19 protein-coding genes and 1 other RNA gene are annotated in these 21,243 nt (G+C 66.3%); 10 read left to right on the forward strand and 10 right to left on the reverse strand.

What is annotated here, in order from left to right; genetic code table 11:
- Positions 1 to 92 precede the first annotated feature (92 nt).
- Together JGU66_29025 and JGU66_29030 are read right to left on the reverse strand one after the other, a co-directional pair.
- On the reverse strand, positions 93 to 2,015 hold the full coding sequence (locus tag JGU66_29025) for an OmpA family protein (protein ID MBJ6764829.1): 1,923 nt from the start codon (positions 2,013 to 2,015) through the stop codon (positions 93 to 95).
- A gap of 181 nt (positions 2,016 to 2,196) precedes the next feature.
- A complete protein-coding gene (locus JGU66_29030; protein ID MBJ6764830.1) occupies positions 2,197 to 3,099 on the reverse strand; it encodes a LysR family transcriptional regulator in 903 nt (300 codons plus the stop codon).
- A gap of 101 nt (positions 3,100 to 3,200) precedes the next feature.
- Here JGU66_29030 and JGU66_29035 point away from each other — a divergent pair, with 101 nt between their 5' ends.
- The gene (locus JGU66_29035) at positions 3,201 to 4,304 is read left to right on the forward strand and encodes an aldo/keto reductase (protein MBJ6764831.1); all 1,104 of its coding nucleotides are present in this window, start codon (positions 3,201 to 3,203) and stop codon (positions 4,302 to 4,304) included.
- 57 nt (positions 4,305 to 4,361) lie between these two features.
- On the opposite strand, the gene JGU66_29040 is transcribed toward JGU66_29035, so the two are convergent.
- Both JGU66_29040 and JGU66_29045 read right to left on the reverse strand, forming a co-directional pair.
- Positions 4,362 to 5,957: an insulinase family protein gene (locus JGU66_29040; GenBank protein MBJ6764832.1), complete on the reverse strand. Its 1,596-nt coding sequence runs from the start codon at positions 5,955 to 5,957 to the stop codon at positions 4,362 to 4,364.
- Positions 5,957 to 7,312, reverse strand: coding sequence for an insulinase family protein (locus tag JGU66_29045; GenBank protein ID MBJ6764833.1), 1,356 nt, complete (start codon positions 7,310 to 7,312; stop codon positions 5,957 to 5,959). The genes JGU66_29040 and JGU66_29045 overlap by 1 nt, the downstream gene beginning before the upstream one ends.
- A gap of 247 nt (positions 7,313 to 7,559) precedes the next feature.
- Here JGU66_29045 and ssrA point away from each other — a divergent pair.
- Positions 7,560 to 7,922, forward strand: a transfer-messenger RNA (tmRNA) gene (ssrA, locus tag JGU66_29050).
- 512 nt (positions 7,923 to 8,434) lie between these two features.
- Here the strand turns inward: ssrA and JGU66_29055 are convergent.
- On the reverse strand, positions 8,435 to 9,391 hold the full coding sequence (locus JGU66_29055) for an AraC family transcriptional regulator (GenBank protein ID MBJ6764834.1): 957 nt from the start codon (positions 9,389 to 9,391) through the stop codon (positions 8,435 to 8,437).
- A gap of 116 nt (positions 9,392 to 9,507) precedes the next feature.
- Between JGU66_29055 and JGU66_29060 the strand changes: the two genes are divergently transcribed.
- Entirely contained in the window at positions 9,508 to 9,843 is a 336-nt protein-coding gene (locus tag JGU66_29060; protein MBJ6764835.1) for a carboxymuconolactone decarboxylase family protein, read from the forward strand.
- A 153-nt stretch (positions 9,844 to 9,996) separates the two neighbouring features.
- A complete protein-coding gene (locus JGU66_29065; GenBank protein MBJ6764836.1) occupies positions 9,997 to 10,191 on the forward strand; it encodes a hypothetical protein in 195 nt (64 codons plus the stop codon).
- Positions 10,192 to 10,254: 63 nt separating this feature from the next.
- On the opposite strand, the gene JGU66_29070 is transcribed toward JGU66_29065, so the two are convergent.
- Positions 10,255 to 10,512 carry a hypothetical protein gene (locus tag JGU66_29070; GenBank protein MBJ6764837.1) on the reverse strand — a complete coding sequence of 86 codons (258 nt, stop codon included), beginning with the start codon at positions 10,510 to 10,512 and terminating at the stop codon, positions 10,255 to 10,257.
- 198 nt (positions 10,513 to 10,710) lie between these two features.
- Positions 10,711 to 11,607, reverse strand: a complete 897-nt coding sequence (locus JGU66_29075; protein ID MBJ6764838.1) for a hypothetical protein — start codon at positions 11,605 to 11,607, stop codon at positions 10,711 to 10,713.
- A 71-nt stretch (positions 11,608 to 11,678) separates the two neighbouring features.
- Between JGU66_29075 and JGU66_29080 the strand changes: the two genes are divergently transcribed.
- Entirely contained in the window at positions 11,679 to 12,665 is a 987-nt protein-coding gene (locus tag JGU66_29080) for a hypothetical protein (protein MBJ6764839.1), read from the forward strand.
- A 7-nt stretch (positions 12,666 to 12,672) separates the two neighbouring features.
- Positions 12,673 to 13,359, forward strand: a complete 687-nt coding sequence (locus JGU66_29085) for an SDR family oxidoreductase (GenBank protein ID MBJ6764840.1) — start codon at positions 12,673 to 12,675, stop codon at positions 13,357 to 13,359.
- Positions 13,360 to 13,453: 94 nt separating this feature from the next.
- Here JGU66_29085 and JGU66_29090 read toward each other — a convergent pair whose 3' ends face one another.
- On the reverse strand, positions 13,454 to 14,428 hold the full coding sequence (locus JGU66_29090) for a sigma-70 family RNA polymerase sigma factor (protein MBJ6764841.1): 975 nt from the start codon (positions 14,426 to 14,428) through the stop codon (positions 13,454 to 13,456).
- Positions 14,429 to 14,511: 83 nt separating this feature from the next.
- Between JGU66_29090 and JGU66_29095 the strand changes: the two genes are divergently transcribed.
- Positions 14,512 to 14,820: a hypothetical protein gene (locus JGU66_29095; protein MBJ6764842.1), complete on the forward strand. Its 309-nt coding sequence runs from the start codon at positions 14,512 to 14,514 to the stop codon at positions 14,818 to 14,820.
- A gap of 61 nt (positions 14,821 to 14,881) precedes the next feature.
- On the opposite strand, the gene JGU66_29100 is transcribed toward JGU66_29095, so the two are convergent.
- Positions 14,882 to 15,787: a YihY/virulence factor BrkB family protein gene (locus JGU66_29100; GenBank protein ID MBJ6764843.1), complete on the reverse strand. Its 906-nt coding sequence runs from the start codon at positions 15,785 to 15,787 to the stop codon at positions 14,882 to 14,884.
- Positions 15,788 to 15,856: 69 nt separating this feature from the next.
- Between JGU66_29100 and JGU66_29105 the strand changes: the two genes are divergently transcribed.
- The 3 genes from JGU66_29105 (at position 15,857) to JGU66_29115 (ending at position 19,905) form a co-directional block, all read left to right on the forward strand.
- The gene (locus JGU66_29105) at positions 15,857 to 16,945 is read left to right on the forward strand and encodes an AI-2E family transporter (protein ID MBJ6764844.1); all 1,089 of its coding nucleotides are present in this window, start codon (positions 15,857 to 15,859) and stop codon (positions 16,943 to 16,945) included.
- Between the two features lie 431 nt (positions 16,946 to 17,376).
- Entirely contained in the window at positions 17,377 to 19,383 is a 2,007-nt protein-coding gene (locus JGU66_29110; GenBank protein MBJ6764845.1) for an AsmA family protein, read from the forward strand.
- A gap of 297 nt (positions 19,384 to 19,680) precedes the next feature.
- Positions 19,681 to 19,905, forward strand: a complete 225-nt coding sequence (locus tag JGU66_29115) for a hypothetical protein (protein ID MBJ6764846.1) — start codon at positions 19,681 to 19,683, stop codon at positions 19,903 to 19,905.
- Positions 19,906 to 19,955: 50 nt separating this feature from the next.
- Here the strand turns inward: JGU66_29115 and JGU66_29120 are convergent.
- On the reverse strand, positions 19,956 to 21,243 hold a 1,288-nt coding region (locus JGU66_29120; GenBank protein MBJ6764847.1), incomplete at its 5' end, for an aminotransferase class V-fold PLP-dependent enzyme.

Below are 21,243 nucleotides of genomic sequence, written 5' to 3' on the forward strand. Positions count from 1 at the left end.
GCTGGGGCGCTGCACCCGGGACGCGTTGATGCGGTGCACGGCGCTGCGAGATCCGTTCTCGAAGTGGCGCTCACATCTGTCCTCGCCGCGGGTTACTTCCCGGGAGTCGCAGGTGCCTTCTTGTCCGTACCCGTCGACGGCTGCGGCCCCGTGGACTTGTCCGTGCTCGGAGCCGGCGCCTTCTTGTCCGTGCTCGTCGGCGGCTGCGGCGGCGAGGACTTGTCGGTGCTCGGAGCCGGCGCCTTCTTGTCCGTGCCCGTCGGCGGCTGCGGCGCCGTGGACTTGTCGGTGCCCGTGGCGGGCGGTGTCTGCCCCGGCTGGATGACCGTCTCGCGCGGTGCCGTTTCGATCTCGGACTTCACGAGGCGGAAGTCGACGCGCCGGTTCTTCGCGCGACCGAGCGCCGTGTCGTTGGTCGCGATGGGCTTGTCGAAGCCGAAGCCTCGCGACGTCATGCGCTTGCGATCGATACCCTTGCCCGCCAGGTAGTCGAGCACGGAGCGAGCGCGCCGGTTCGACAGGTCGACGTTGAGCGCGCGCGAGCCTCGGTTGTCCGTGTGCCCTTCAATCTGCACCGGCCCCAGCGTGGGGTTCTTGCGCAGCACCGTGGCCACCTCATCGAGCAGTGGATACGACTGCTTCTGGATGATGGCCGAGCCCGTCTCGAACAGGATGTTGCCCTTGATGCGGATGCGGTCGGACTCGACGATGACGTAGGGCGGCGAGTCGAACGGGCAGCCGTTGTTCTCGGGCGGGCCGGCCACATCGGGACAGTCGTCCTCGCCGTCCGGGACCTCGTCCTGATCCGTGTCCGGGCAGCCGTCGTAATCCTTCGGACCCGGCTTGGTCGGGCACTTGTCCAGGCGATCGATGATGCCATCGCCGTCGGTGTCCTTGTCCGGCTCCACCGGGCATCCCTTGCGATCCGCCAGGCCCTTCTGGTCCGGGCACGAGTCCTGGCCGTCCGCGATGCCATCTCCATCGTTGTCCGGATCCGGGCAGCCATCCGAGTCCTGGAAGCCGTCCTTGTCCTCGGCCACGGTGGGGCAGCGGTCGCGCACGTCGGGGATGCCGTCGCCGTCCGAGTCGAGGAACGCCTCGTCGTAGCGCAGCGCGAACATCACGCGCAGGGCCTCGCGGCCGTAGCCCGTGGTGACGTTGAGGCCGCGGCCCACGTTCAACTCCAGGCCCCAGTTGCCCCAGATCTTCGTGCGCGCACCGACCAGCAACTCCCACGGCGACTTGAGCGAGTCCGACTGATTGAACGTGAACGGACGCACGAGCGGAGTCCGCAGGTGCATCTCCGCGAGCGCCTGCACGTCATGCATGCGACCCAGGTCGGGCAGGTCCACGATGCCGCCCGCGCCCATCGTCAACTCATCATCCTCCAGCAAATTGAGGTACTGGGCCTTCGGTCGCAGCAGCACGCCCACGTTGCCCAACACCCGCACGGGAAGGGGCCCCAGCTTCTGCTCAAGCGCCACGCGGGGCGCGAACACGACGCCGCGCTCACCCGTGAAGCTGTCCGCGCTGCCGGTGGGCAAGCGCACCTCGGCCACCAGCGCGAGTCCCACCGGGAAGCTCTCGGGCGCCAGGATGCTCACGCGCGGCAACAGCCGGATGTCCCCCAGCGTGGTGGCGCTGACGCCCGCCGCGCCCGGGAAGTCCGGCGCGTTCAGCGCGTCGCGGAGCAACTGGAAGTGGTCGCCCTGAAGCAGCGTGACGGGCAGGTCCACACCCAGCTCGAGTCGCTCCAGCAACTGGTAGGCGAAGAGCAGGTGCGCATCCAGCCGGTACGGCAGCAGGTTGCCCAGCTTCTCGTCACCCAGCTTGAGCGACAGGATGCGCCAGTTGAAGTCGAGCAGCAGCGCGCCGCGGAAACTTCCCGTGGGCTGCGTGCGCGTGCCTTCCAGCGCGATGCCGCTGAGCTGTGCGGCGGTGGGCTTCACGGGCACGGCGTCGAAGCCGCGCGAGAACGGGTTTTGCTCCGCGTGGGCCGCTGTCGTCGCCAGCATCAGACTCAGGACCGCAGCCCGGAAGGGCAACGGAGAGCTGCGCTGGCTCGACAGAAGGCGCCCGGAGTAGAGGCCTCGCATAAGGAGGGCTCTTAGCACCCACCCCTGGGGCGAGGAAGATTTCCCCTCCGAGAGTCGCGGGATACAGCCCTGCGCCATTTCTCCAGTGCGGGCTCGGGACTCAAGGGGGCGGAAGAACCTGTCGAGCCATCTCGATGAACGCGCGCAAAGCCGGAGACGCGCGAGCCCGATTCGGGAAGTAGAGGAACAGCCCAGGCACGGAGGGGGCCCACGCCTCCAGCACGGGCCTCACCGCGGCGCTCCGGAGCAACGGTCCGGCGCTCAGCTCCGCGACATAGGTGAGGCCCATGCCCGCGGCGGCCATGTTGACGAGGAACTGCGTGCTGTCCGAGATGAGCGGCCCCTTCACGGGAACGCGCAGCTCGCGCCGGCCGCGCTCCAGCTCCCAGTGGTACGGCAGTCCCGTGGTCGGAGAGCGGTAGCCCAGGCACGCGTGCTTCTCCAGGTCCCGAGGGGACTTGGGCGTGCCGTGGCGTCGCAGGTACTCGGGCGAGCCGACGATGAGGAAACGGAAAGGAGGCGTGAGCCGCACGTGGACCATGTCCTGGTCCACCGACTCCGCCAGGCGCACGCCCGCGTCGAACCCCTGCGCGACGATGTCCACGAAGCGATCCTCCACGGACACATCGACGCGGACATGCGGATGCGCGGCGACGAACGCGGGCAGCACGGGCTCCACCACGATGGGAAGAGACAGCGTGGGCACCGACAGCCGCAGCGTGCCCGCCACCTCGTTCGCCTCCGCGCCCAGGTTCTCGAGCGCCGCCAGCGCGGCCTGGAGTCCGGGGGCCGCGCCGTCCAGCAGCCGACGACCGGCCTCCGTCAGCGACACGCTCCGCGTCGTGCGAGCCAGCAGGGCCTGCCCGACCTTCTCCTCGAGCTGCCGCACGGACTGGCTCACCGCGGACGAGGACACGCCCAGCTCCTGGGCGGCCTGCGTGAAGCTGCTCCGCCGCGCGACGGTGACGAAGACGGCCAGGGCATTGAGCGGGGTGAGGGCCATTGTGAAGAGATTCTAAGAAGTCCTCGCGGATTTCGCGCCTTCATTTCGAGGCCGGGGATCGCCACTGTATGCGGCATCACCCGCTGCGAAGGACCACCTCAATGACGACGACTTCCCGAATCGACTCCCTGTCCCGCTACCACCTGCTGGGCCGCAGCGGCCTGCGCGTGAGCCCCCTGTGCCTGGGCACCATGACCTTTGGCACCGAGTGGGGCTGGGGCAGCCCGAAGGAGACGGCCCATCAAATCCTCGCTCGCTACCTGGAGGCGGGCGGCAACTTCCTCGACACCGCGGATGGCTACACGCAGGGCACCAGCGAGCAGCTCATCGGCGACTACTTCAAGAAGGCGGGCGGCCGCGACAACGCCGTCATCGCGACGAAGTTCACGGTGAACACCTCGCCGGGCGACCCGAACGCGGGCGGCAACGGCCGCAAGAACATCTACCGCGCGCTGGAGGGCTCGCTGAAGCGCCTGCAGACGGACTACGTGGACCTCTACTGGCTGCACGCGTGGGACGGCATGACGCCGGTGGAGGAGGTGATGTCCACGCTCACCGCGCTCGTGCGCGAGGGCAAGGTCCGCTACATCGGCTTCTCGGACGTGCCGGCGTGGTACTTCGCCCGCGCGCAGACGCTGGCCGAGCGCGAGGGCCTGGAGCGCATCTCCGCGCTGCAGCTGGAGTACTCGCTGGTCGAGCGCAACATCGAGCGCGAGCACATCCCCGCCGCCCTGGCGCTGGGCGCGGGCGTGACGCCGTGGAGCCCGCTGGCCTCGGGCCTGCTCTCGGGCAAGTACACGCGAGAGGGAACGCAGGCGAAGGGCGAAGGGCGACTGCCCTCCGTGTCGTCCTCGAACAACCCGGGCTTCACCAAGCTCTTCACCGAGCGCAACTGGGCCATCGTGGACACGCTGCGCGAGGTGGCTCGTGAGCTGGACAAGCCCGTGGCGCAGGTGGCGCTCGCGTGGGTGACGCGCCGGCCGGGCGTGTCGTCCACCATCATCGGCGCCACGCGCCTGGAGCAGCTCGAGGCGAACCTGCACGCGCTCGACGTGGTGATTCCGCCCGAGCTCTCCGCGCGCCTGGAGGCCGCGAGCCGCCCGGAACTGATCCACCCGTACATCTTCTTCCAGAACGAGTTCTTCACGCGCGGCATGTTCACGGGCGGCACGCAGGTGAGCGCCGAGCCCGCGTGGTTCCGCTAATCCCTTGAACCCGCAGGGGACGGAGGCGGACTCCGTCCCCCGGGGCTCAGGTGTCGCTCACTTCTCCATGAACTCGGCGACCGGGACGACGCGGATGGCGTCCGGACGCACGGGCAACGGCAGGGAGACGAGGGTCTGGTCGAGCTGGAGCAGCTCGGGGGCCTTGGGCGAGGCGTAGGTGATGGGCGACGGCTGGCCCGAGCGCAGGGCCTGCGCGAGTCCCTGCGCGTCCTCGGTGACGAAGACGTAGTTGAGCCCCTCCGGGTGCACGAACTTGCTGACGGCGGCGTGCACGGACGCGGGCGTCATCTTCGCCAGCGCCTCGCGGTACTGCTCCAGGAAGTGCGGCGTGCCGTAGTAGAGCGAGTCGATGGCGTAGCCGAGGCGGCGCTGATCCGTCTGCTCCCACAGGCGCGTGTAGCCCTGGAGGAAGCCGCGGCTGATGTCGAAGCGGTCCTGAGGAATGTCCTGCGTCACGAGCCGCTGCAGGAAGTACATGGCGCCGCGCGTGGCGAACAGCGCGTTGGCGGGCACCACGGGCCGCAGCCACAGCGTCAGGTCCTGCTGCGTGCGCGCGATGTTGGGCCGGTGGTACGTCGTGCCCGGGTCCTCGCTGAAGTGCTCGGCGTAGGTGTAGTCGCCGTAGTTGAGGCCCCGCTTCTCGCGAAGCTCGTTGAAGAGCACGCCGATGAACTGGCGGTGCTCGCCGAGATACGACATCGCGAAGGCCACCGAGAAGAAGTCCGGGTCTCCCCGGCGCAGCGGGATGGCGGAGCCCATCGAGACGGCGGTGGAGAGCGCGGGCTTCTGGAGGATGAGCACGCGGCCCCCCTCGGTGGACACCGGCGGGAGGGCGACGCGAGGCGCGCCCGTGGCGGGCAGTCCGCCGAGCCGCGTGGTGATGGTGCGCTGGAGCGACTCGTCCACCGCGCCCGCGAGCCCGATGACGAGCCGGTCCTGCGTGAAGACGCGCTGGGCCTGGGCCTTCACGTCCTCCAGGGTGAGGGACTGGAGGCCCTGCACGGTGCCACCGACGTAGTGCCCATACGGGTGCTGCGCGTACAGGAGCGAGTCGAGGCCCACCTTGCCGAGCGCCTCATCGTTCTCGCTGCGCAGGCCGTTGCGCACGGCATTGAGCGCGTTGGCGCGCAGTCGCTCGAACTCCGCGGGGTCGAAGCGCGGCGCGAGCAGCACGTCGGTGAACAGGTCGAGGAAGCGTGGCAGGAAGTCCTTGTGGACGCGGCCCGTGAGGGTGGTGAACTCCTTGTCGGGGCGCACCTCCAGCTCGGCGGCCATGGGGTAGAGGACTTCGAGGAGCTGCGCGGCGGTGAGCTTCTGCGTGCCGCCCTCGGCGAGCAGCTGCGCCGTGAGGGCGGTGAGGCCCTCCTTGCCCTTCGGGTCGTCCACGGAGCCGGAGTGGAAGACGAGCCGCAGGCTGACGATGGGCGTGTCCGGGTGCGCCTGCACCACCAGCTCCATCGGCTTGGGCTCCTTCAGCGGCACGGCGGGCAGCGTCGGAGGCGTGGCCGGCGCGGCCGCGGCTTGCGGCGCGGTGGGGGCGGGCGCCTCGGGCGCGGCCTTGGGCGTGGTGGCGCAGCCCGCGAGGGACAGGAGGGTGGTGAGCGAGAGGGATGCGATGGCGGATGTCTTCATCACGGCGTCCCTCCGGCGGGGGCCTTGGGGGTGAGGGTGAGGACGGTGAGGTTGGAGTCCACGAGGTACTTGCCCGCGAAGGCCACGAGCTGCTTCGGAGTCACGACAGAGAGCTGCTTCAGGTAGCTGGCGAGCGCGTCGGGCGTGCCGAGGATGCCGGCGTACACGGCCAGGTCGATGGCCACGTCCTGCGCGGTCTGCTGGTTCATCACGCTGCCGTAGCGCAGGTTGTCCTGGATGGCCTTCACGCGCGCGGCGTCCACCTTGCCGGAGGCGAGCGCCTTCACCTCGCGCCGGAGCGTGGCGTCCACGGCGGCGCGGTGCTTCTCGTCCTGGAGGGTGGCGTCGAGGATGAAGAGGGTGGGGTCGCGGTGCGGCGACGGGCGCGAGTCGATGGACTCGACGAGCTGCTTGTCGAGCACGAGCTCCTTGTACGCGGGGCTCGTCTTGCCCACGAGGTACTCGGCGAGCATCGCCTGGATGGCGGCGTCGGGCGTGTTGGGGTTGGACGCGGGCGTGTGCCAGCCGAGCTGATGGCGCGGCTGCGTGGGCTGCGGCCAGTCGACGTGGACGGAGCGCTGCGTCTTCTGCGGAGGCTCGGCGGGGATGGTGACGGGCGTGGACTTGCGGTTCCACGCGCCATAGTTCTCGCGCACGGCGGCCATGACCTGATCGTCGTTGAAGTCACCGACGATGAAGATGAGGGCGTTGTCGGGGGTGTACCAGCGCTCGAAGAAGGTGCGGCTGTAGGCGTACTCCTTCGGCATGGCCTTGATGTCGTCGTAGAAGCCGAGCGTGGTGTGCCGGTACGTGTGCTGGGTGAAGGCGGTGCCGAAGAGCTCCTCTTCCATCTTGAGACCGGGGTTGGCGGCGTTCTTGTGGTACTCGCCGAGCACGGCGAGCGCCTCGGTCTGGAAGGACGGCTCGGAGTACTCGAGGTTGCGGAAGCGGTCGGCCTCGAGCGCGATGAGCTGGGGCAGGCCCGCGGTCGGCCCATACGAGTGGTAGACGGTGATGTCGTCGCTCGTGAAGGCGTTGTCGTCGAAGCCGAAGCTGCCGAGGACGCGCTCGCGCTGGCCCTCGGGGTTGGACTTCGTGCCCTTGAACATCATGTGCTCGAAGAAGTGCGCGAAGCCCGTCTTGCCGGGCTCCACCTCGTTGCGCGAGCCCACGCGCATGGCGGTGGCGTACGCGACGATGCCGGGCGAGTTGAACGGCACGCGCACCACGGTGAGGCCGTTGGGCAGGCGGGTCGTCTTGAGGGTGTAGGGGAAGAAGCGGGAGGTGTCTTGCTGGGCCTCGGCAGGGAGTGCCGGGGCCAGCAGGAGCAGCAGCAGGGCAACGAGGCGTGTCATGCGCGGACCTTTCGGCCGGGCATGCGGTGGGCCGCCCGGCAGGCGCGGTGGAACCTACGCTGCGGGGTGTTTCAGGAGGCGAGGGAATGTTCAGCGAGTGTCAGAAGGCGGTCGTGCGGCGTTGCGTCGTGGGCGGGGGATGGACGAAGGGGACGCGGAAGGGATTGACCGGACCGGTTCAGCGGTTAAGGTAGTAGGCGTGCGGACGAAGTCGGAGCCGCACGGATGTCAGTAACCAGAGAATGCCGGGGGCGACCTGGCTTCGACGGGGGCATAGAAGTTCGAGACGCGTGCCGAGCTTGTTGGGTGCTCGTAAAACCTCCGACAACAACACAAAAGCCAACGACAACGTTGAGCTCGCGCTGGCTGCCTAAAACCAGCTCTTAGCGCGCGGTCCCCCAGCTCTCGGCCCGTGGGGTTGGGACGGACCGTCATAATGCGGGCTGGCTGCTGAGGGTGCCTGGGCCCGAGGTGGCGAGACCTTTCCAGGACCGGCTCTGAGTATCCCGTCCGTGGGAGCCTCAGGGACGTAATAAATCGCGGACTACGCACGTAGGGTCAAAGGACGGAAGGCTTTCGGACGCGGGTTCGATTCCCGCCGCCTCCACAAAGAGAAGCCCAGCAGCCGCGAGGTTGCTGGGCTTTTTCTTTGCCCCGAGCGGCCAAGTTATCGACGCGGTAGATGCCGTGAGTCCAATGTGCATGAGTGTCGTCTGGAGAGCCGGTTCCCTGCGGTTCCAGCGCGTCTTTCGCCGAATTGTGGTGAGGGCGATTTTGAGTCCCACCTGGTGAGTGTGTAACGTGGGACTGCGATGAACCCAGAAGTGCTTGATGCGGTGCGGAGATGGTCTCTCCGTGAAAGTTGCGAAGACGTGCTTGGGGTCTGGCAGGTGGTATGGCTGTTTCGAGAGAGATTCAATATGTCACTGCCAGAGGATGAGTTGCGTGAAGTCGTTCTGGGAGTGATTGGCGAGTTGCTGAGAGACGGTTTGATTTATCCTTCATTCCCGAGCGAACAGGGCGCTGGTTTGAATGACCCTGACTCGATCCTCGAGGGACTTGAGGCCGAGTGGCTCTCGTTGGGAAGAGAACCGTCGATCGGTGACCTGTCGGGCTTCTGGGCTACGGAGAAAGGCGTGCTCGCATGGGCTGCTGAGCGGAGTCGTTGAGCGCTCGGCGGTATTGCGCTGGAGTCATCCCCAGTTTCTGTTTGAACGTTTTGCCAAAGGCTGCCTCGGATTGATAGCCGACACGCTCGCCGATCTCGCCGACGTTGTCCCGACTGTGGCGCAAGTGTTCGCAGGCGAGTGTCATCCGCACAAGCGTGAGGAATTCCCACATCGTCATGTTGGCGCGCGCCTTGAAATGCCGCGCGTAGGTGGCGCGAGACATGGCAGCCAGGTCGGCGAGCGCATCGATGGTCCATGCGCGCTCAGGCGCTGTGAGCATGGCCTGCACGGAGGGGCCCAGGTACGCATCCGACAGGAGCGTCAGCGTGCCGGGTGCTGCATTCTGGTGCTGGCCATGGACTCGAAGCGCCAGCGTCAACAATGCCTGGCTCAGCGACGTGACAATCGCTAGTGCGCCGGGAGCTCGTCCGTCTGCCTCCTGGCGCATGAGTTCGATGACCGCTTGCAGCGCTGGAAACGAGGCACTCTCGCGCAATGACACATGCAGTGGGTCGGGCAGGGTGCGCACGAGCAGCGTGGTCGAGCCTGGCTCGTGTACGAAGCGGCCGCAGAGCAGGTCAACCTCGGCCACACCTCGGCCGGTCTGCCGCAGCGGCAGCATGCCGTCGTGCCCATCGCGAGGCTTGTAGGCAGGCGCGTTGGCGGTACGCGCCGGAATCTGGAGGGTGTGCGCGTGACCGCGCGGGAAGAGGATGAAGTCACCTGCGTGGAGGGGGATTGTGCGGCCGACTGTTTTCATCAAGCAGCTTCCGGCCAGCACGAGATGGAACAGCACTTGTCCGCCCTGGGCCTGGTCATGCGGAACAGAGATGGGGCCTTGAAACCGGCACCGCAGGTCGAGGCTGGCTTGTGGCCGGGTGAGCTGGATGAATTGGCTGAGGGCATCCATTGAGACGATCGCGCTAAAAATCGATTGAATCGAGTATTCAGCGGCTCGCTTCGGCGCGCAATGGTTCTCTCCGCATCGCGGGCATCTGGCCGGCGCGACATCACTGGGAGCACTCCATGCTGGATTGGGTCGAGTATCGGAAGGAACTGTTGGGGCGCATTGGCGAGTTGGGGCGAATCTCGCCGGATACGGTCAAGGGTTATCAGGTCCTGTCGGGTGCGAAGACCGGGAGCCTGGATGCCAAGACGCGCGAGTTGATCGCGCTGGCCGTGGCAGTGACGGCCCGATGCGACGGCTGCATCACCGTGCACACCGCCGAAGCGCTCAAGCACGGCGCCACCCACGAGGAGATGGCGGACGCGCTCAGCGTGGCGGTTTCAGTGAATGCCGGGGCGGCGCTGGTGTACTCGGCTCGGGTGATGGATGCGGTGCAGGCGCACGAGAAGACCTGAGCGCGTTGGCGGAGCGCTGATTGCCGGAGAGTGCCTGCGCCTCATTCTGCCTGCTCGATGGGCGCTGCCTGAGGGCACGGGCGATGGCTTGGACGGTCAGTAGGCCTCGTCGCGCGCGCTTGCGGCGCGGCGAAGCTGCGTTACGTCGAAGGCATGATCGAGCCACGCATCGCGACGCGCGACTACACGATTCCAGAAGGGTGCCCCAGTTGTTCGGCGGACCTGTCCGTGCGTGTCACGGGCGCTGGGCCGAGCGGCGTCTGCAAGCACTGCGGGTGGCTGGGTCGACCCATCATCACCGTGACGCACCAGGGGCTGCGCGTCAGCTATGAGGGCGCTCGTGCTTGAGGTGAGGAATGGGACGGCTCGGACGGCGTCGAAACGTCGTCCGAGCGTGCCAGGGACAGCGAATCAGATGCAGGGGGTCTGTCCTCGGACGATGGGTGAGCAGTAGTACAGGTAGCCGCCTGGACAGGCTGACGATTTCGTGGAGCTCGTGGCACACGTCCCGGCCGGGCAGCCATCCATGTCACAGGCCGTGGGACCCGAAGGCAGCGGGAAGGATTGAGTGGCGTTCCCGGACTCGGGCGCCTGCGCCTCCTCGGGCGCCTGGGGACCACACGCCGCCAAACCCAATGACAGGCACAACGTCAGCAGCACCTTCTGCATCGTGGTGACCTCCTGTGGGGAGGTGCCAGTGTACACGATGCCGACGCCTGAGAGGGATAGGGCTCCGTTGAAAGAAGACGTGGCCCAGGAGAGGCATTCCCCTTGGGGCGGAAAATGCAGTCGCTGTGGCTTGCAATGCGCCCGGTCCGGCGTGACTGTTGGATTCCAGACAGATGCGGGCCGCCGAACCGCCGCTCGCTACATGTGGAGGTGCACGGTCTCGGGGAACCGGGAGACCTCAATGCAAGCCAGCGGCTTGTTCTTGTTCACGGGCGCGATGGTTCCCGGCCAGGGGTTCCACGTCAGCAGCGAGCCCACGGTGCTCAGCGGGGCATTCCACGCCGCGGTGCCAAAGCTGGGATTGTGCCCGGGCTTCGTGTAATTGAATTGCGCGCAGGTCTGGAAGTAGAAGCTCCACTGGTCGTGGCCCGTGCGAAAGCCATAGACCGTGGTGAATCCCAGCGTCGTGACGTTCTGGTGCTCTTTGCCGCGCTTTCGGTTCAGGTAGACCAGGACCTGCCGGTTGTAGAGCGCGGAATCGCACCGCGAGATGAGCTGCGAGTTCGGTGGACTCGCAGCCAGGTAAAGCCGGTCCATGTAGTCCTGCGCGCCTTGGTCCTCGCCGTGCTGGGTGAGCCGCATGCCGTTGGCATGGTAGACGCGCAGCCGGTTCGTGAGCGTGTCGCGCTCGATGTAGATGCTGCACCCCGAGAGATTGGCGGTGAAGAAGAAGTTCGCCCGATCGCTCAGCTCCATCCCCACGATGAGGTTCTCTTTGAAGGGCAGGTAGAACGCGGGCCTCCAACCCGGGCTGCCATTCTTCTCGAACTTGATTTTGTACTGAGCAATGCCGCCCGCGTTGACGTCGAAGTAGCAGGTGGCCGGTACGAGGGGGTGATCCGGCTGGACGGTGAAGCAGTGGACGTTGGCGTTGATCCCCAGGTTGGCGGGGGTGGGCGCGTGATTCACCGCGGCAAGCTGTTGCCCCGCACCGTTCGTGACGCTGTACCCCGCGAAGTCGCCACCCAACACGGTGTTGGCCGCGAGGAACTGTGCCTTCTGGGTCGCGAACTGACTGGTGAGGATCGCCGTCATGGGGGAATCCTCCCTCGCGAGAGGCATGGAATTCCATAAAATCAGTGTGGGCTGGTTTTGGTGGGAGAGGATTGGCCTCGTCCTCGCCGGACCGGGGTCATACTCTCCTCTCGATGACGCCTTCGCGAGCCGCTGACGCCTTTGAAGAACTGGCCTCGTTCCTGGATGCGAACGACAAGGGTCATTGGATTCGGCGCGGGACGCCGGCCGAGGACTCGCCGAATCCGCTCTGGGCGCATTTGATTCCTGCCTCGCTGCGCGCATTCGTCGCGCGCTGTGGGTATCCGTCGATTCTGGCTCCTCGAGTCCGCATCGCGTTCGTGCCGCTGCGCTTGCAGCCGACCCTTGGACTCGCGGAGCCGGGTTTCACCTGGCACCTGTACAAGGCGCTCCTTCAGACGTCGGTGCGGCGCGCCAATGGCGCATTCTTCGCGGGCTCTGACTTCTCCGAGGTGGGCGGTTGGTGTCTGCGGAACGACGGACATGGCGAGCGCGTGTGGCGCGTCGAGGACAGCCTCGTGTTTCCTCAGAAAGACGAGGGGTCCTTTGAGGATTGGTTCGTGGCTCAGCTCGAGTTGGTGCGCCGCGCGGCCAACAGGAAGCCCGTGGCGGGCGACCCCACCAAGAAGAGCAAGCCGCGACTGACGAGCGATCCCGCCGCCGATCTCCGAATGTATGAAGCGTTCGTGCCCACGTATTCCGAGGCGGTGATTCCGGAGGCGAGATGGCCCAACGGGACAACCAAGTCAGAAGGGGTGTTCCGCCAGGACAAGCCCGAGGGGTTCTTTCGTTTCTTCTACGCTACCGGAGCCCCTCTGGCCTCCGGTCACTTCGAGAACGGAGTTCGACAGGGCCCTTGGCAGTACCACCTGCCGCCGAGCCATACCGAGGATGCTTCGGAGAAGCGGATCTGGGGACGTGGCGAAGTCAAGGATGGGCTCGAGGAGGGCCACTGGATCGGCTCCGATGAGGCGCGTCCCGTGGAGCTGACGCGCGTGTTTCGGGCGGGCGTCCTCGACGTACCAGAGCTTCAGGGTTCAATCTCTCGACATGCGTGAGGCCTCAATGAACGTCGTCATCACTGGCGCCAACCGAGGCATTGGCCTCGAACTGGTGCGGCAATGCCTCGCTCGCGGTGACGTGGTGCATGCCGGGGTGCGAGCGCCCCGGCGGGCCACGGAGCTTGCCGCGCTCGTTCGGGGCTCCAGTGGCCGGCTCCAGGTCCACACGCTCGACGTGGCCGACGAGGCGAGTGTGCAGGCCTTCGCAGCGGCGCTCCCGGGCCCGGTGCACTTGCTCATCAACAATGCGGGGGTGCGAAGCCGTCCGGATGCCCTGGCGGAGCTGGACAGCGAGGACTTGATTCGGACCTTTCAGGTGAACGCGATGGCGGCGCTCGTCGTGACGGTGGCCCTGCTTCCGCAGTTGCGCGCCGCCGGTGGCGCGAAGGTGGCCAATCTCAGCTCAAACCTTGGCTCCATCACCGACAACACGTGGGGCGGTGCATACGGCTACCGCATGTCCAAGGCGGCGTTGAACATGGCCACTCGCTCGCTGGGGCACGACCTGAAGGAAGAGGGCGTCCTCGCGTTCGCTTTGAGTCCTGGCTGGGTGCGGACAGATATGGGGGGCAGTGAGGCGCCTACGGCCGTGGATGTCTCGGTGACGGGGCTGCTCGGCGTGCTCGCCCGTTTGGGCATCGAAGACACAGGGGGCTTCTTTGACTTCGAGGGCCATCGCCTCGCTTGGTGATCTCGCTTCGGACTCGCGGCGCCAGCTTGCTGTGGCGCCGGAGTCCTGGTGCTGCTTTGGCGAGGCCCCGTGCGGAGGGAGTCAGCGCACGCCGCTACACCGTTGTAAGGGGCGGGCGGGACGGACGCTGAATGCCTGCCGGTGACGCAAGGCCCTCGGGCTCGCCGAGATGGCTCTGGGCGCCGAGCCCAGGGATGACCGCGAGTTGCAGGTCGCGCAGGCGGAGCGGATCCGCGATGACGTCGATGGCGGTGATGTGGTCGCCGTCGAACTTGAGCCGAATGGCGAGCAGCAGCTTCCCCGCGGGCGCAATGACTGCTCCGGGAGCTCCATCCACGAGGGCCACTCGGGCAAACCGAGCTCGGTCGGTGTGGAGCCGGGTCTCGTCGATGACACGCTGGGCTCCGTGTACTTCGGTGGCTGCGCCCGCTCGGAGCACGAGGGGATCCGCGCGGCGCACGACTCCTGGGGCCAACACCGCGAGGAGCGCTTCGGCATCACCTGCCCTGGTGGCATGGAGGAAGCGCTCGACGATGGCGTAGCGCCGCGCCAGCTCATCGCCCGTGACAGTGGGTGCGCCCCGCACGCGATGGCGGGCTCGACTCGCCAGCTTCTTGGTGGCGACGGGCGTGCGCTCGACGACGGTGGCGATCTGCTCGAAGGGGAGTCCAAACAGGTCGTGGAGGACGAAGGCAACGCGCTCGGCGGGGCCAAGTCGGTCGAGGACCACGAGGAGCGCGAGCCCCACGGACTCGGCCCAGGCGAATTGCTCCTCGGGGTGAGGTGCTTCGGATGCGACCTCCGCGGGTTCCGCCTCGCTGGGCTCCGCGTGCGCATGGGCTCGGCGCTGACGCGTGCGCAGCATCTCCAGGCAGACTCGCGCGAGGAGGGTCGTCAGCCAGCCCACCAGGTTGAGGATGGGGCCGCTGTCGGCGTGGCTGGCCCTGAGCCACGTTTCTTGAACCGCGTCCTCCGCGTCATCGATGGACCCGAGCATCCGGGCTGCCATCGCGTGCAGCCGCTCTCGCGAGCGGTCGAACCGTTCGGCCAGTTCATTCTGATTGTGCACCGGTCACCTTTTTTCGACTCGTTTCATCATCTCGTTGGGACGCGTGACGCGACGAGCGAGCGCAAGTGACACAGGAGACGAATATGCCCACCATGATGTTGCAGTACAAGGCAGCAGAAGCGGGAGTGCCCGAAGTGCTCAGCGCGGTCGCGGCGACCTTCGCGGCGCTGAAGGAGAGCAAGCCCAAGGGGCTGGTGCGGTTCACCTACTATCGGAAGCCGGGGACGACGGAGTTCGTGGGCGTGCTGGAGCTGGAGGCGGGCGTGGAGAATCCGCTCTTTGGCATCGAGGCCGCGAGGGCGCTGGTCGCCACCGTGACTCGGGTTGCCGTGGGGGCCGCGCCCATGCCCGTGCCTCTTGAGGTCGTGGCCGTGCACGACTCGCGTCGCTGAGGTCTCGCTTCGCGCCGGAGTCATCCGCCACACCGCGTTGAGCCTGCTCCGTGAGGTGGGCTCAACGCTTTGCTTCATCGGGATGCCGAGCGAGGACGGCGTTGATCTCAGCGCCCAGTACCAGCGCGAGCGAGGAGATCCACATCCATAGGAGCAGGACGATGATGCCCCCCAAGGCGCCATAGGTGATGCCGAAGGTGCTGAAGTGGGACACATAGAAGGAGAAGCCCAGCGAAGCGGCGAGCCAGACGAGCACTCCAACGACGGAGCCAGGGGTGATGAGTTTGAATCGCTGTCGAGCATCCGGGAGCACGGAGTAGAGGGTTGCCCAGAGCATCATCATCAGGAGCGCGGCGATGGGCAGCCGCAGCCAGCCAACGAGCGTCGTCCATGGCGGTCCGAACCGGGCGGCGAGGGCTGGGGCCGCCACGGTGATGAGCCCGGCGAGCACTGCCAGGATGGCTGCCGCCAGCATCATCCCAAGCGCTATCCCATAGACCTTCCAACGCGGGCGGCCCTCCGTCACGCCGTAGGCCGTGTTGAGCGCCTCGATGAGGCTCACCACACCCGCCGCCGCCGACCATACCGAGGCCAGTGCGCTGAACGTGAGCAACCGACTGCTGGGCATCGAGGTGAGTTGCGCCAGTTGCGCGTAGAGGAGCTGGCTGAACGCAGGAGGCACTTCGCGCCCCAGCGCGCCGATGATCGCTTGCACTTGCGCGGGTTGGATGACGAGACCCGCCAGGGCAACGATGAACAGCAGAAAGGGAAAGATGGCGAGGACCCCGTAGAACGTGAGGGCGGCCGCTGCGTTGCTCAGCTTGTTGCGCTTCCACTCGTGCCTCAGGCTCGCAAGAACGCCCCTCCACTGCGCCCGTCTGGTGGGCCCCCCTCCGCGTGTCTCGACAGGGCTGCTGTCCGAGCCGGACGCTTCCTTCCCCGCTCGCCAGCGGGACACACCGTCCATGGTTGTCTCCTAGACGAAAGGTAGCCTCGCCCTCCCTGGCGGCAGCCCTTGATGGACTAGGACGGAGCGATGCCCTCTCGTGAACCGTCGGGCCGGCAGTTCTCCCAGGTGAGTTCCAAGACGGTCTTCACCGTGTGCTTCACGGCCCTGGCCGTCACGGCGCTGGCGTATTTCATCCTGAAGACCACGGTCTCGCTGGTGCTCACCGTCGGCGCGGTGATGGTGGCCATTGCGTTGGACCATGCCGTCAAGTTGCTGACCCGGCGAGGGCTGAGGCGCTCCCTGGCGATTGCCGTCGTGGTCGTCGGGCTGATTGCCGTCGGGGTAGGGCTGGGCCTCCTGGTCATCCCTCCGGCGATTCGCCAAGGGCGTGCGCTGGTGGCCGAGGCCCCAATGCTCTGGGAGAAGGTGCAACACACCCGGTTCTTCATGGCGCTCAACGCCCGGTTCGATGTCCAGGAGCAGCTTCGCCAGGAGAGCCAAGGCGCGACGGGGGCAATGAATCTCAATCCCGTGATTTCCGCGGTCGGCGGCATCCTCCGTGTGCTCGGCGGGCTGGTGACGCTGCTGTTCTTGACGATCTTCGTCCTGGTCTTCGGTCCCGACCTCAAGAACAGCGTGTTGGAGGAACTGGAGCTCGAGAGCCAGGAGCGCTACGCGCGGATCGTCGCGAACATCTACCGCTCCGTGGGCGGATACCTCGAGGGGCTGTTGGGCATCTGCTCGCTCAACGCATTGGTGACGACCGTCTTCCTGGCAATCACCCGGATGCCTTTCTTCCTCCCGCTGGGGTTGTTGAGCGGCGCTTCGAGCCTGGTCCCATACGCCGGGCCCTTGGTCGTGGGCTCGATGATTACGCTGCTGGCCCTGATGACGGGCGGGCTGTGGAAGGGCGTGGCGACGGCCGTCTACTTCGTCCTCTACGGACAGCTGGAGGGGAACGTCCTCGGGCCGCTGGTGTACCGCCGCACCGCGCACGTGAACCCGCTGGTGACGCTGCTCTCCATCGTGTTCCTCGCGGAGTTCATGGGCGTCGCGGGAGCGGTGATTGCGGTCCCGCTCGCTGCGGTGGCTCAAGTCGTGGTGCGTGAACTCCTCACCTTGCGCAGAACGCGGCAAGCGCAGAGAGCCGCTGTGGACTCGGTCGAGAAGTCATGAGCGAACGCCCGCTCATTCGCGGGCGCTGGCTCCGTGAGCAGGTTGACGATGCCGCCACCCGTTCAAGCTCGGCCGCCGAAAGCCGGGACACCGCGCCTGCTGTCCTCTCCAGCGTGGGAGTCCACCCATGTCCCTCCGGCCCCGCGCCGTAGGAGTTTCAGCTTGGCGTGGATGAGGTGAGGGGGCGCCCGGTCGAGCGCGGGGTCTTCCCCTGGGGGCTCGGGCCGAGTGATGGGGGCAGGACGCTGCTGGGGCAGGAGGCAAGCGAACGCAACGCATGGGGCCTCTCCGAGGCTGCCTTGCCATGGGCCGGGCCATCGCCCCATGGCCCACTCCGTTGTCGCAACCAGGTGGTGTCTCCATTCTTCTCGAAGGGAGTGGGGGATGTGTCTTTCCGACAAGCAGCACGCTCACGGAGGGAGGGCGGAGGATTGAAGGTCAAGTTCGCACCTCATCGTGGATGGAAGGTTTCGCTGGGGTTCGTGCTCGCTGTGCTGGTGTTGGTTGTCGGGGCGGTGGTGCTGAAGCCGTCGTGGATCGCTGGCCGACTGCGCGGGCAGGTCGAGGCCATCGCCACCAAGTCCTTCGGCAGGCCTGTGACCATCGACAAGCTCGAGGCCCATTGGCTGCCGAGACCCGGCGCGACGATGACAAACCTGCGGGTTGAGGGGGAAGGCAATGAGCCGCCATTCCTTGAGGCCGCACGCGCGAGCGTAAGCGTTCGGGTCTGGCCTCTGCTCCGGAGCCTGGGCAAGGACCTGAGCGTGGGCCGGGTGGAGCTCGATGGCGCGAAGCTGAACCTGGTGCGGCGCAAGGACGGGAGGTGGAACTATGAGTCGCTCGGGCGTTCTGGCACGCAGTCCGAGCAGGCGCCGGTCGTTGAGCGCATTCGTCTCCGCAATGGCGTCGTGAATGTGACGGACCAGCAGGCGGCAAGAGGGACCGCCGCGGTTGCGCTTCGGGCCATCGATGCGGACCTGAAGAACCTCGGGCCGGGCATGACGCCCGAGGGCACCATGAAAGCCGCGCTGGCGGCGCCGAAGCAGAATGTGGAGCTGGACTTCAAGGTGGAGTCGCTCGGCGCAGGGGAACGCCAGCCAGGTTCGTCGTGGCCCACGTTGACGATGCATCTGCGCGGAAAGGGCCTCTCTGTTCCCGCGTTTCGGAACTTCCTTCCTCCGAAGGCGACCCGATATTTCACCGGCGGACTTGTGGATGTCACCGCCGACGTCAAGACCGAAGGCGGCGCGTATTCACTCGCAGGGCACGGCGCAGCGACGGCGCTGCGGCTTCGTGGCGATCCCGCGAGCGGCTCGTTTGCTTTCCACTCGCACATCGTTCCGGCCAACGCGAAGGCCACAACGGTGAACTTCACGCAGATTGCTCTCAAGGGTCCGGGGCTCGAGCTGAGTGGCACGGCATCGGTTCACTGGATGCCCCCGCGTGTGCAGTTCGCGCTTCAGGGACGGGAGCTTGACCTGAAGCACTTGCTCGGTGCCCTGCCTCCTCAGCCCGCGACAGAAGAGTCATCCCCCGCGCTGCCTGCCTCGGTGCGCGCCCAACTCGGGAAGGTGGACGTCGGCGGCACCCTCAGGCTCGCGAAACTCAGTCACGGTACGCTCATGGCGACGGATGTGGATGCGGAGGCAAAGCTGGATGAGGGCGTGCTCTTCATCCAGCGTGGCCGCGCGACGCTCTACGGGGGGCAGGCGGACATCTCCGGGACTCGGGTGGACCTGACGAAGGAACAGCCCGCCTGGTCATTGCATGCGGTCCTCACCGGACTGGATACGGAGCAGGCCTTTCAGGCCCTGGCGGGGAACCCGGTGCTGCAGGGCAAGGCCAGTGGCAAGCTTCAGCTCAACGGCACTGGAGCGGATTGGGCCGAGGTGCGAAACACCCTCAACGGCTCTGGGGACGTGCAACTCCACGACGGGGTGTTGACGACGGCGGACCTTGGGTCGGCCGTCGCTCCGGTCCTGGTGCAAGGGCAGTCGGCTCCAGAGCACCCGGGGACGAAGGAGGCAGCTCCGAAGGCGGGACACGGCACCCGATTGAAGGACCTGAGCGCTCAGTTCCGGGTGCAGGATGGATGGGTTGCGTTCACCCAGCCCATGGCGTTCCAGTCGGACTTTGGCGATGGGACGTTGGATGGTCGGGTGGGGCTCGATGAGCGATTGGAGCTCAAGGGGACCATCAAGGCCTCGAAGCAGTTCGTCTCGGCGATGACCCACGGCGTGATTCCCGTGGGGTCGCCAGTGACAATCCCGCTCACGATTACGGGCTCGTTGAGTTCGCCAGTGGTGAAGCCTGGCAATGCGAACGGCATTGCACCGGACCTGCTTCCCAAGGTCCCCTTGCTGAAATCGATAGAGAATCCGGTGAACCAGGCTCGCAAGGGCATCGGGGACATCTTCAAGAAGCGACCTCGAAAGTAGATGGGACGATTCACGCTGGCTGTGCGGCTGCCTCGCTTTCGAATCCGTGAAGAACTCCGCCGGGCCCGGTGAGAGTTGATACAGCCGAAGCTGACTGCCTGATGACTGCCAACCGGGCGTCTCAACAATCCGGTGCGGTACAGATCGCCTCTTGCGAGCGTTCCTGTACCGCAATGGGTTGCAAGCCACTCGGCCGGATGTTCCTGAACTCGATGAAGATGAGCCCCGCTTCAGTGGGAGTTCTCGAACCTTCCTGCCTGCCTCTATTCCTACGAGATGCTTTGCTGCGCCGAGGCCGTGCGCGAGGAAGTGGTCCAGCGCGGGTTTTCCGCCGCGCCGGGATGCACGGCGGTGTATGCCTTCGGGGACTACTTCCTGGATTCCAGCGCCAAGGAACGCGAACTCACGGACGTGAGGAAGCGCATCGCGACGTACCTCCCCCAGGCGGGTCTGGTACAAGACTTCGCGCAGCTTTGTTACGAGACGTCGGAGAAGCAGCGCTGGTTCTTGTCGCTGGGCTGAGTGCGCTTCGTTCCTCGCGCGCCACCGAACTGCGTCACGTGTTCATGGAATCATGCGCGCGCTACCGCAGGGGCGTGTTCGTGCTCTGGAGGTTCCGAGGCCGAGAGTGCCTCCTCCAGCCTCGAGGTCTCGGTGTTCAGCAGGGACTTGGCGAAGAGGTAGAACCGATACGCGTCCCGGAAGTTCGAGCCGAGGCCGAACGAGATGCGGATGGCCCCACAGGTCCCCTTGCTCAGGATCTCGTCGTCGAAAGCTTTGCAGTCGAGAATCTTGTGTGTCTTGTCTAGCTCGCAATGCTCCGAGCCTGCGGTCGTGTAGGTGGCGTGCTGGACCGCCCCCAGGTTGCAGAAGCAACCATTGCGCAGTGTGATGCCAAAGGACTCGGCGGCTCGTTTGATGAGGGCGTGCGAGAAGACCGCGTTGTAGCAGTCGAACAGGTTCATCATGACGGTCGCGCCCTTGGTCTCTGGGGCGGGACCGTAGACCCGACAGAGGGGGCCCTTGGCCTTGATGTCGTGGTTCAAGGGCTGGAGTTGGGCCTCGAGCCAACGTGCCAGCGCGACCGCTCGGTGACGAACGGTGTCGATGCCAATCCTCGAGATGAACTCGAAGCCATGCGCGATGGCGTGGAATGACGCGTAGTTGGGTGTGCCGACCTCGAACTGTCGCCCCTGGTCATGATGCAGCAACCGCTCCGTGGGTGACCACGGTCCAGAGTAGTAGCAGACCGAGCCTCCCGCGAACGACGGCGGCGTCAGCTTGTGGAGGGACTCTCGCTTCGCGATGAGACAGCCGGTTCCCGTCGGGTAGCCGAATATCTTGTAGAACGACACGGAGACGAAGTCAGGATGATGGGTGCCACAGTCGAACACGGATTGAGGAACGAAGGCCGCCGCGTCACACAAGACCATCGCTCCTCGCTCTTGCGCGACGTGGATCCACTTCAGGTCATGCCGCGCCCCCGTCGCATTGGACTGGGCCGGGAACGCCAAGAGATGGGGATGGCCGGGCGCGAGCTTTTCGAGCGAGCGCTGCAACGAGTGCTCGACGATGAGCAGGTCCTTGGTCAGCGGCGCGTCCTTGACGGAGGCGCCCTTGGACTTCGCGAACTCGCGGATGCCGTGGACCGAGGTGTGGTTGTCCTTGGTGAGCAGGAGCTCCGAGCCCCGCTCGAACGGGAAGGACTCCGCGACCAGCCGGATGGCACCGCTGGCGTTCGGGGTGAAGATGATCTCGTACTCCTCGGGTGATGCATGGAAGAAGCGGTAGATCTCCGCGCGGGCCTTCTCGTAGGCCGCCTCGGCGGTGCGTGAGCCGGTGTGTGGGTTGCCGAGGATC

Source organism: Myxococcaceae bacterium JPH2 (assembly GCA_016458225.1).
GTDB lineage: Bacteria > Myxococcota > Myxococcia > Myxococcales > Myxococcaceae > Citreicoccus.

What these genes read in the sequence shown, in the direction of transcription:
- JGU66_29100 (MBJ6764843.1), bottom strand. Translation starts at nt 15,787, where the DNA reads ATGGACGGTGTGTCCCGCTGGCGAGCGGGGAAGGAAGCGTCCGGCTCG.
- JGU66_29065 (MBJ6764836.1), top strand. Translation starts at nt 9,997, where the DNA reads ATGATCGAGCCACGCATCGCGACGCGCGACTACACGATTCCAGAAGGG.
- JGU66_29075 (MBJ6764838.1), bottom strand. Translation starts at nt 11,607, where the DNA reads ATGACGGCGATCCTCACCAGTCAGTTCGCGACCCAGAAGGCACAGTTC.
- JGU66_29040 (MBJ6764832.1), bottom strand. Translation starts at nt 5,957, where the DNA reads ATGAAGACATCCGCCATCGCATCCCTCTCGCTCACCACCCTCCTGTCC.
- JGU66_29030 (MBJ6764830.1), bottom strand. Translation starts at nt 3,099, where the DNA reads ATGGCCCTCACCCCGCTCAATGCCCTGGCCGTCTTCGTCACCGTCGCG.
- JGU66_29035 (MBJ6764831.1), top strand. Translation starts at nt 3,201, where the DNA reads ATGACGACGACTTCCCGAATCGACTCCCTGTCCCGCTACCACCTGCTG.
- JGU66_29045 (MBJ6764833.1), bottom strand. Translation starts at nt 7,312, where the DNA reads ATGACACGCCTCGTTGCCCTGCTGCTGCTCCTGCTGGCCCCGGCACTC.
- JGU66_29070 (MBJ6764837.1), bottom strand. Translation starts at nt 10,512, where the DNA reads ATGCAGAAGGTGCTGCTGACGTTGTGCCTGTCATTGGGTTTGGCGGCG.
- JGU66_29085 (MBJ6764840.1), top strand. Translation starts at nt 12,673, where the DNA reads ATGAACGTCGTCATCACTGGCGCCAACCGAGGCATTGGCCTCGAACTG.
- JGU66_29055 (MBJ6764834.1), bottom strand. Translation starts at nt 9,391, where the DNA reads ATGGATGCCCTCAGCCAATTCATCCAGCTCACCCGGCCACAAGCCAGC.
- JGU66_29095 (MBJ6764842.1), top strand. Translation starts at nt 14,512, where the DNA reads ATGCCCACCATGATGTTGCAGTACAAGGCAGCAGAAGCGGGAGTGCCC.
- JGU66_29105 (MBJ6764844.1), top strand. Translation starts at nt 15,857, where the DNA reads ATGCCCTCTCGTGAACCGTCGGGCCGGCAGTTCTCCCAGGTGAGTTCC.
- JGU66_29060 (MBJ6764835.1), top strand. Translation starts at nt 9,508, where the DNA reads ATGCTGGATTGGGTCGAGTATCGGAAGGAACTGTTGGGGCGCATTGGC.
- JGU66_29025 (MBJ6764829.1), bottom strand. Translation starts at nt 2,015, where the DNA reads ATGCTGGCGACGACAGCGGCCCACGCGGAGCAAAACCCGTTCTCGCGC.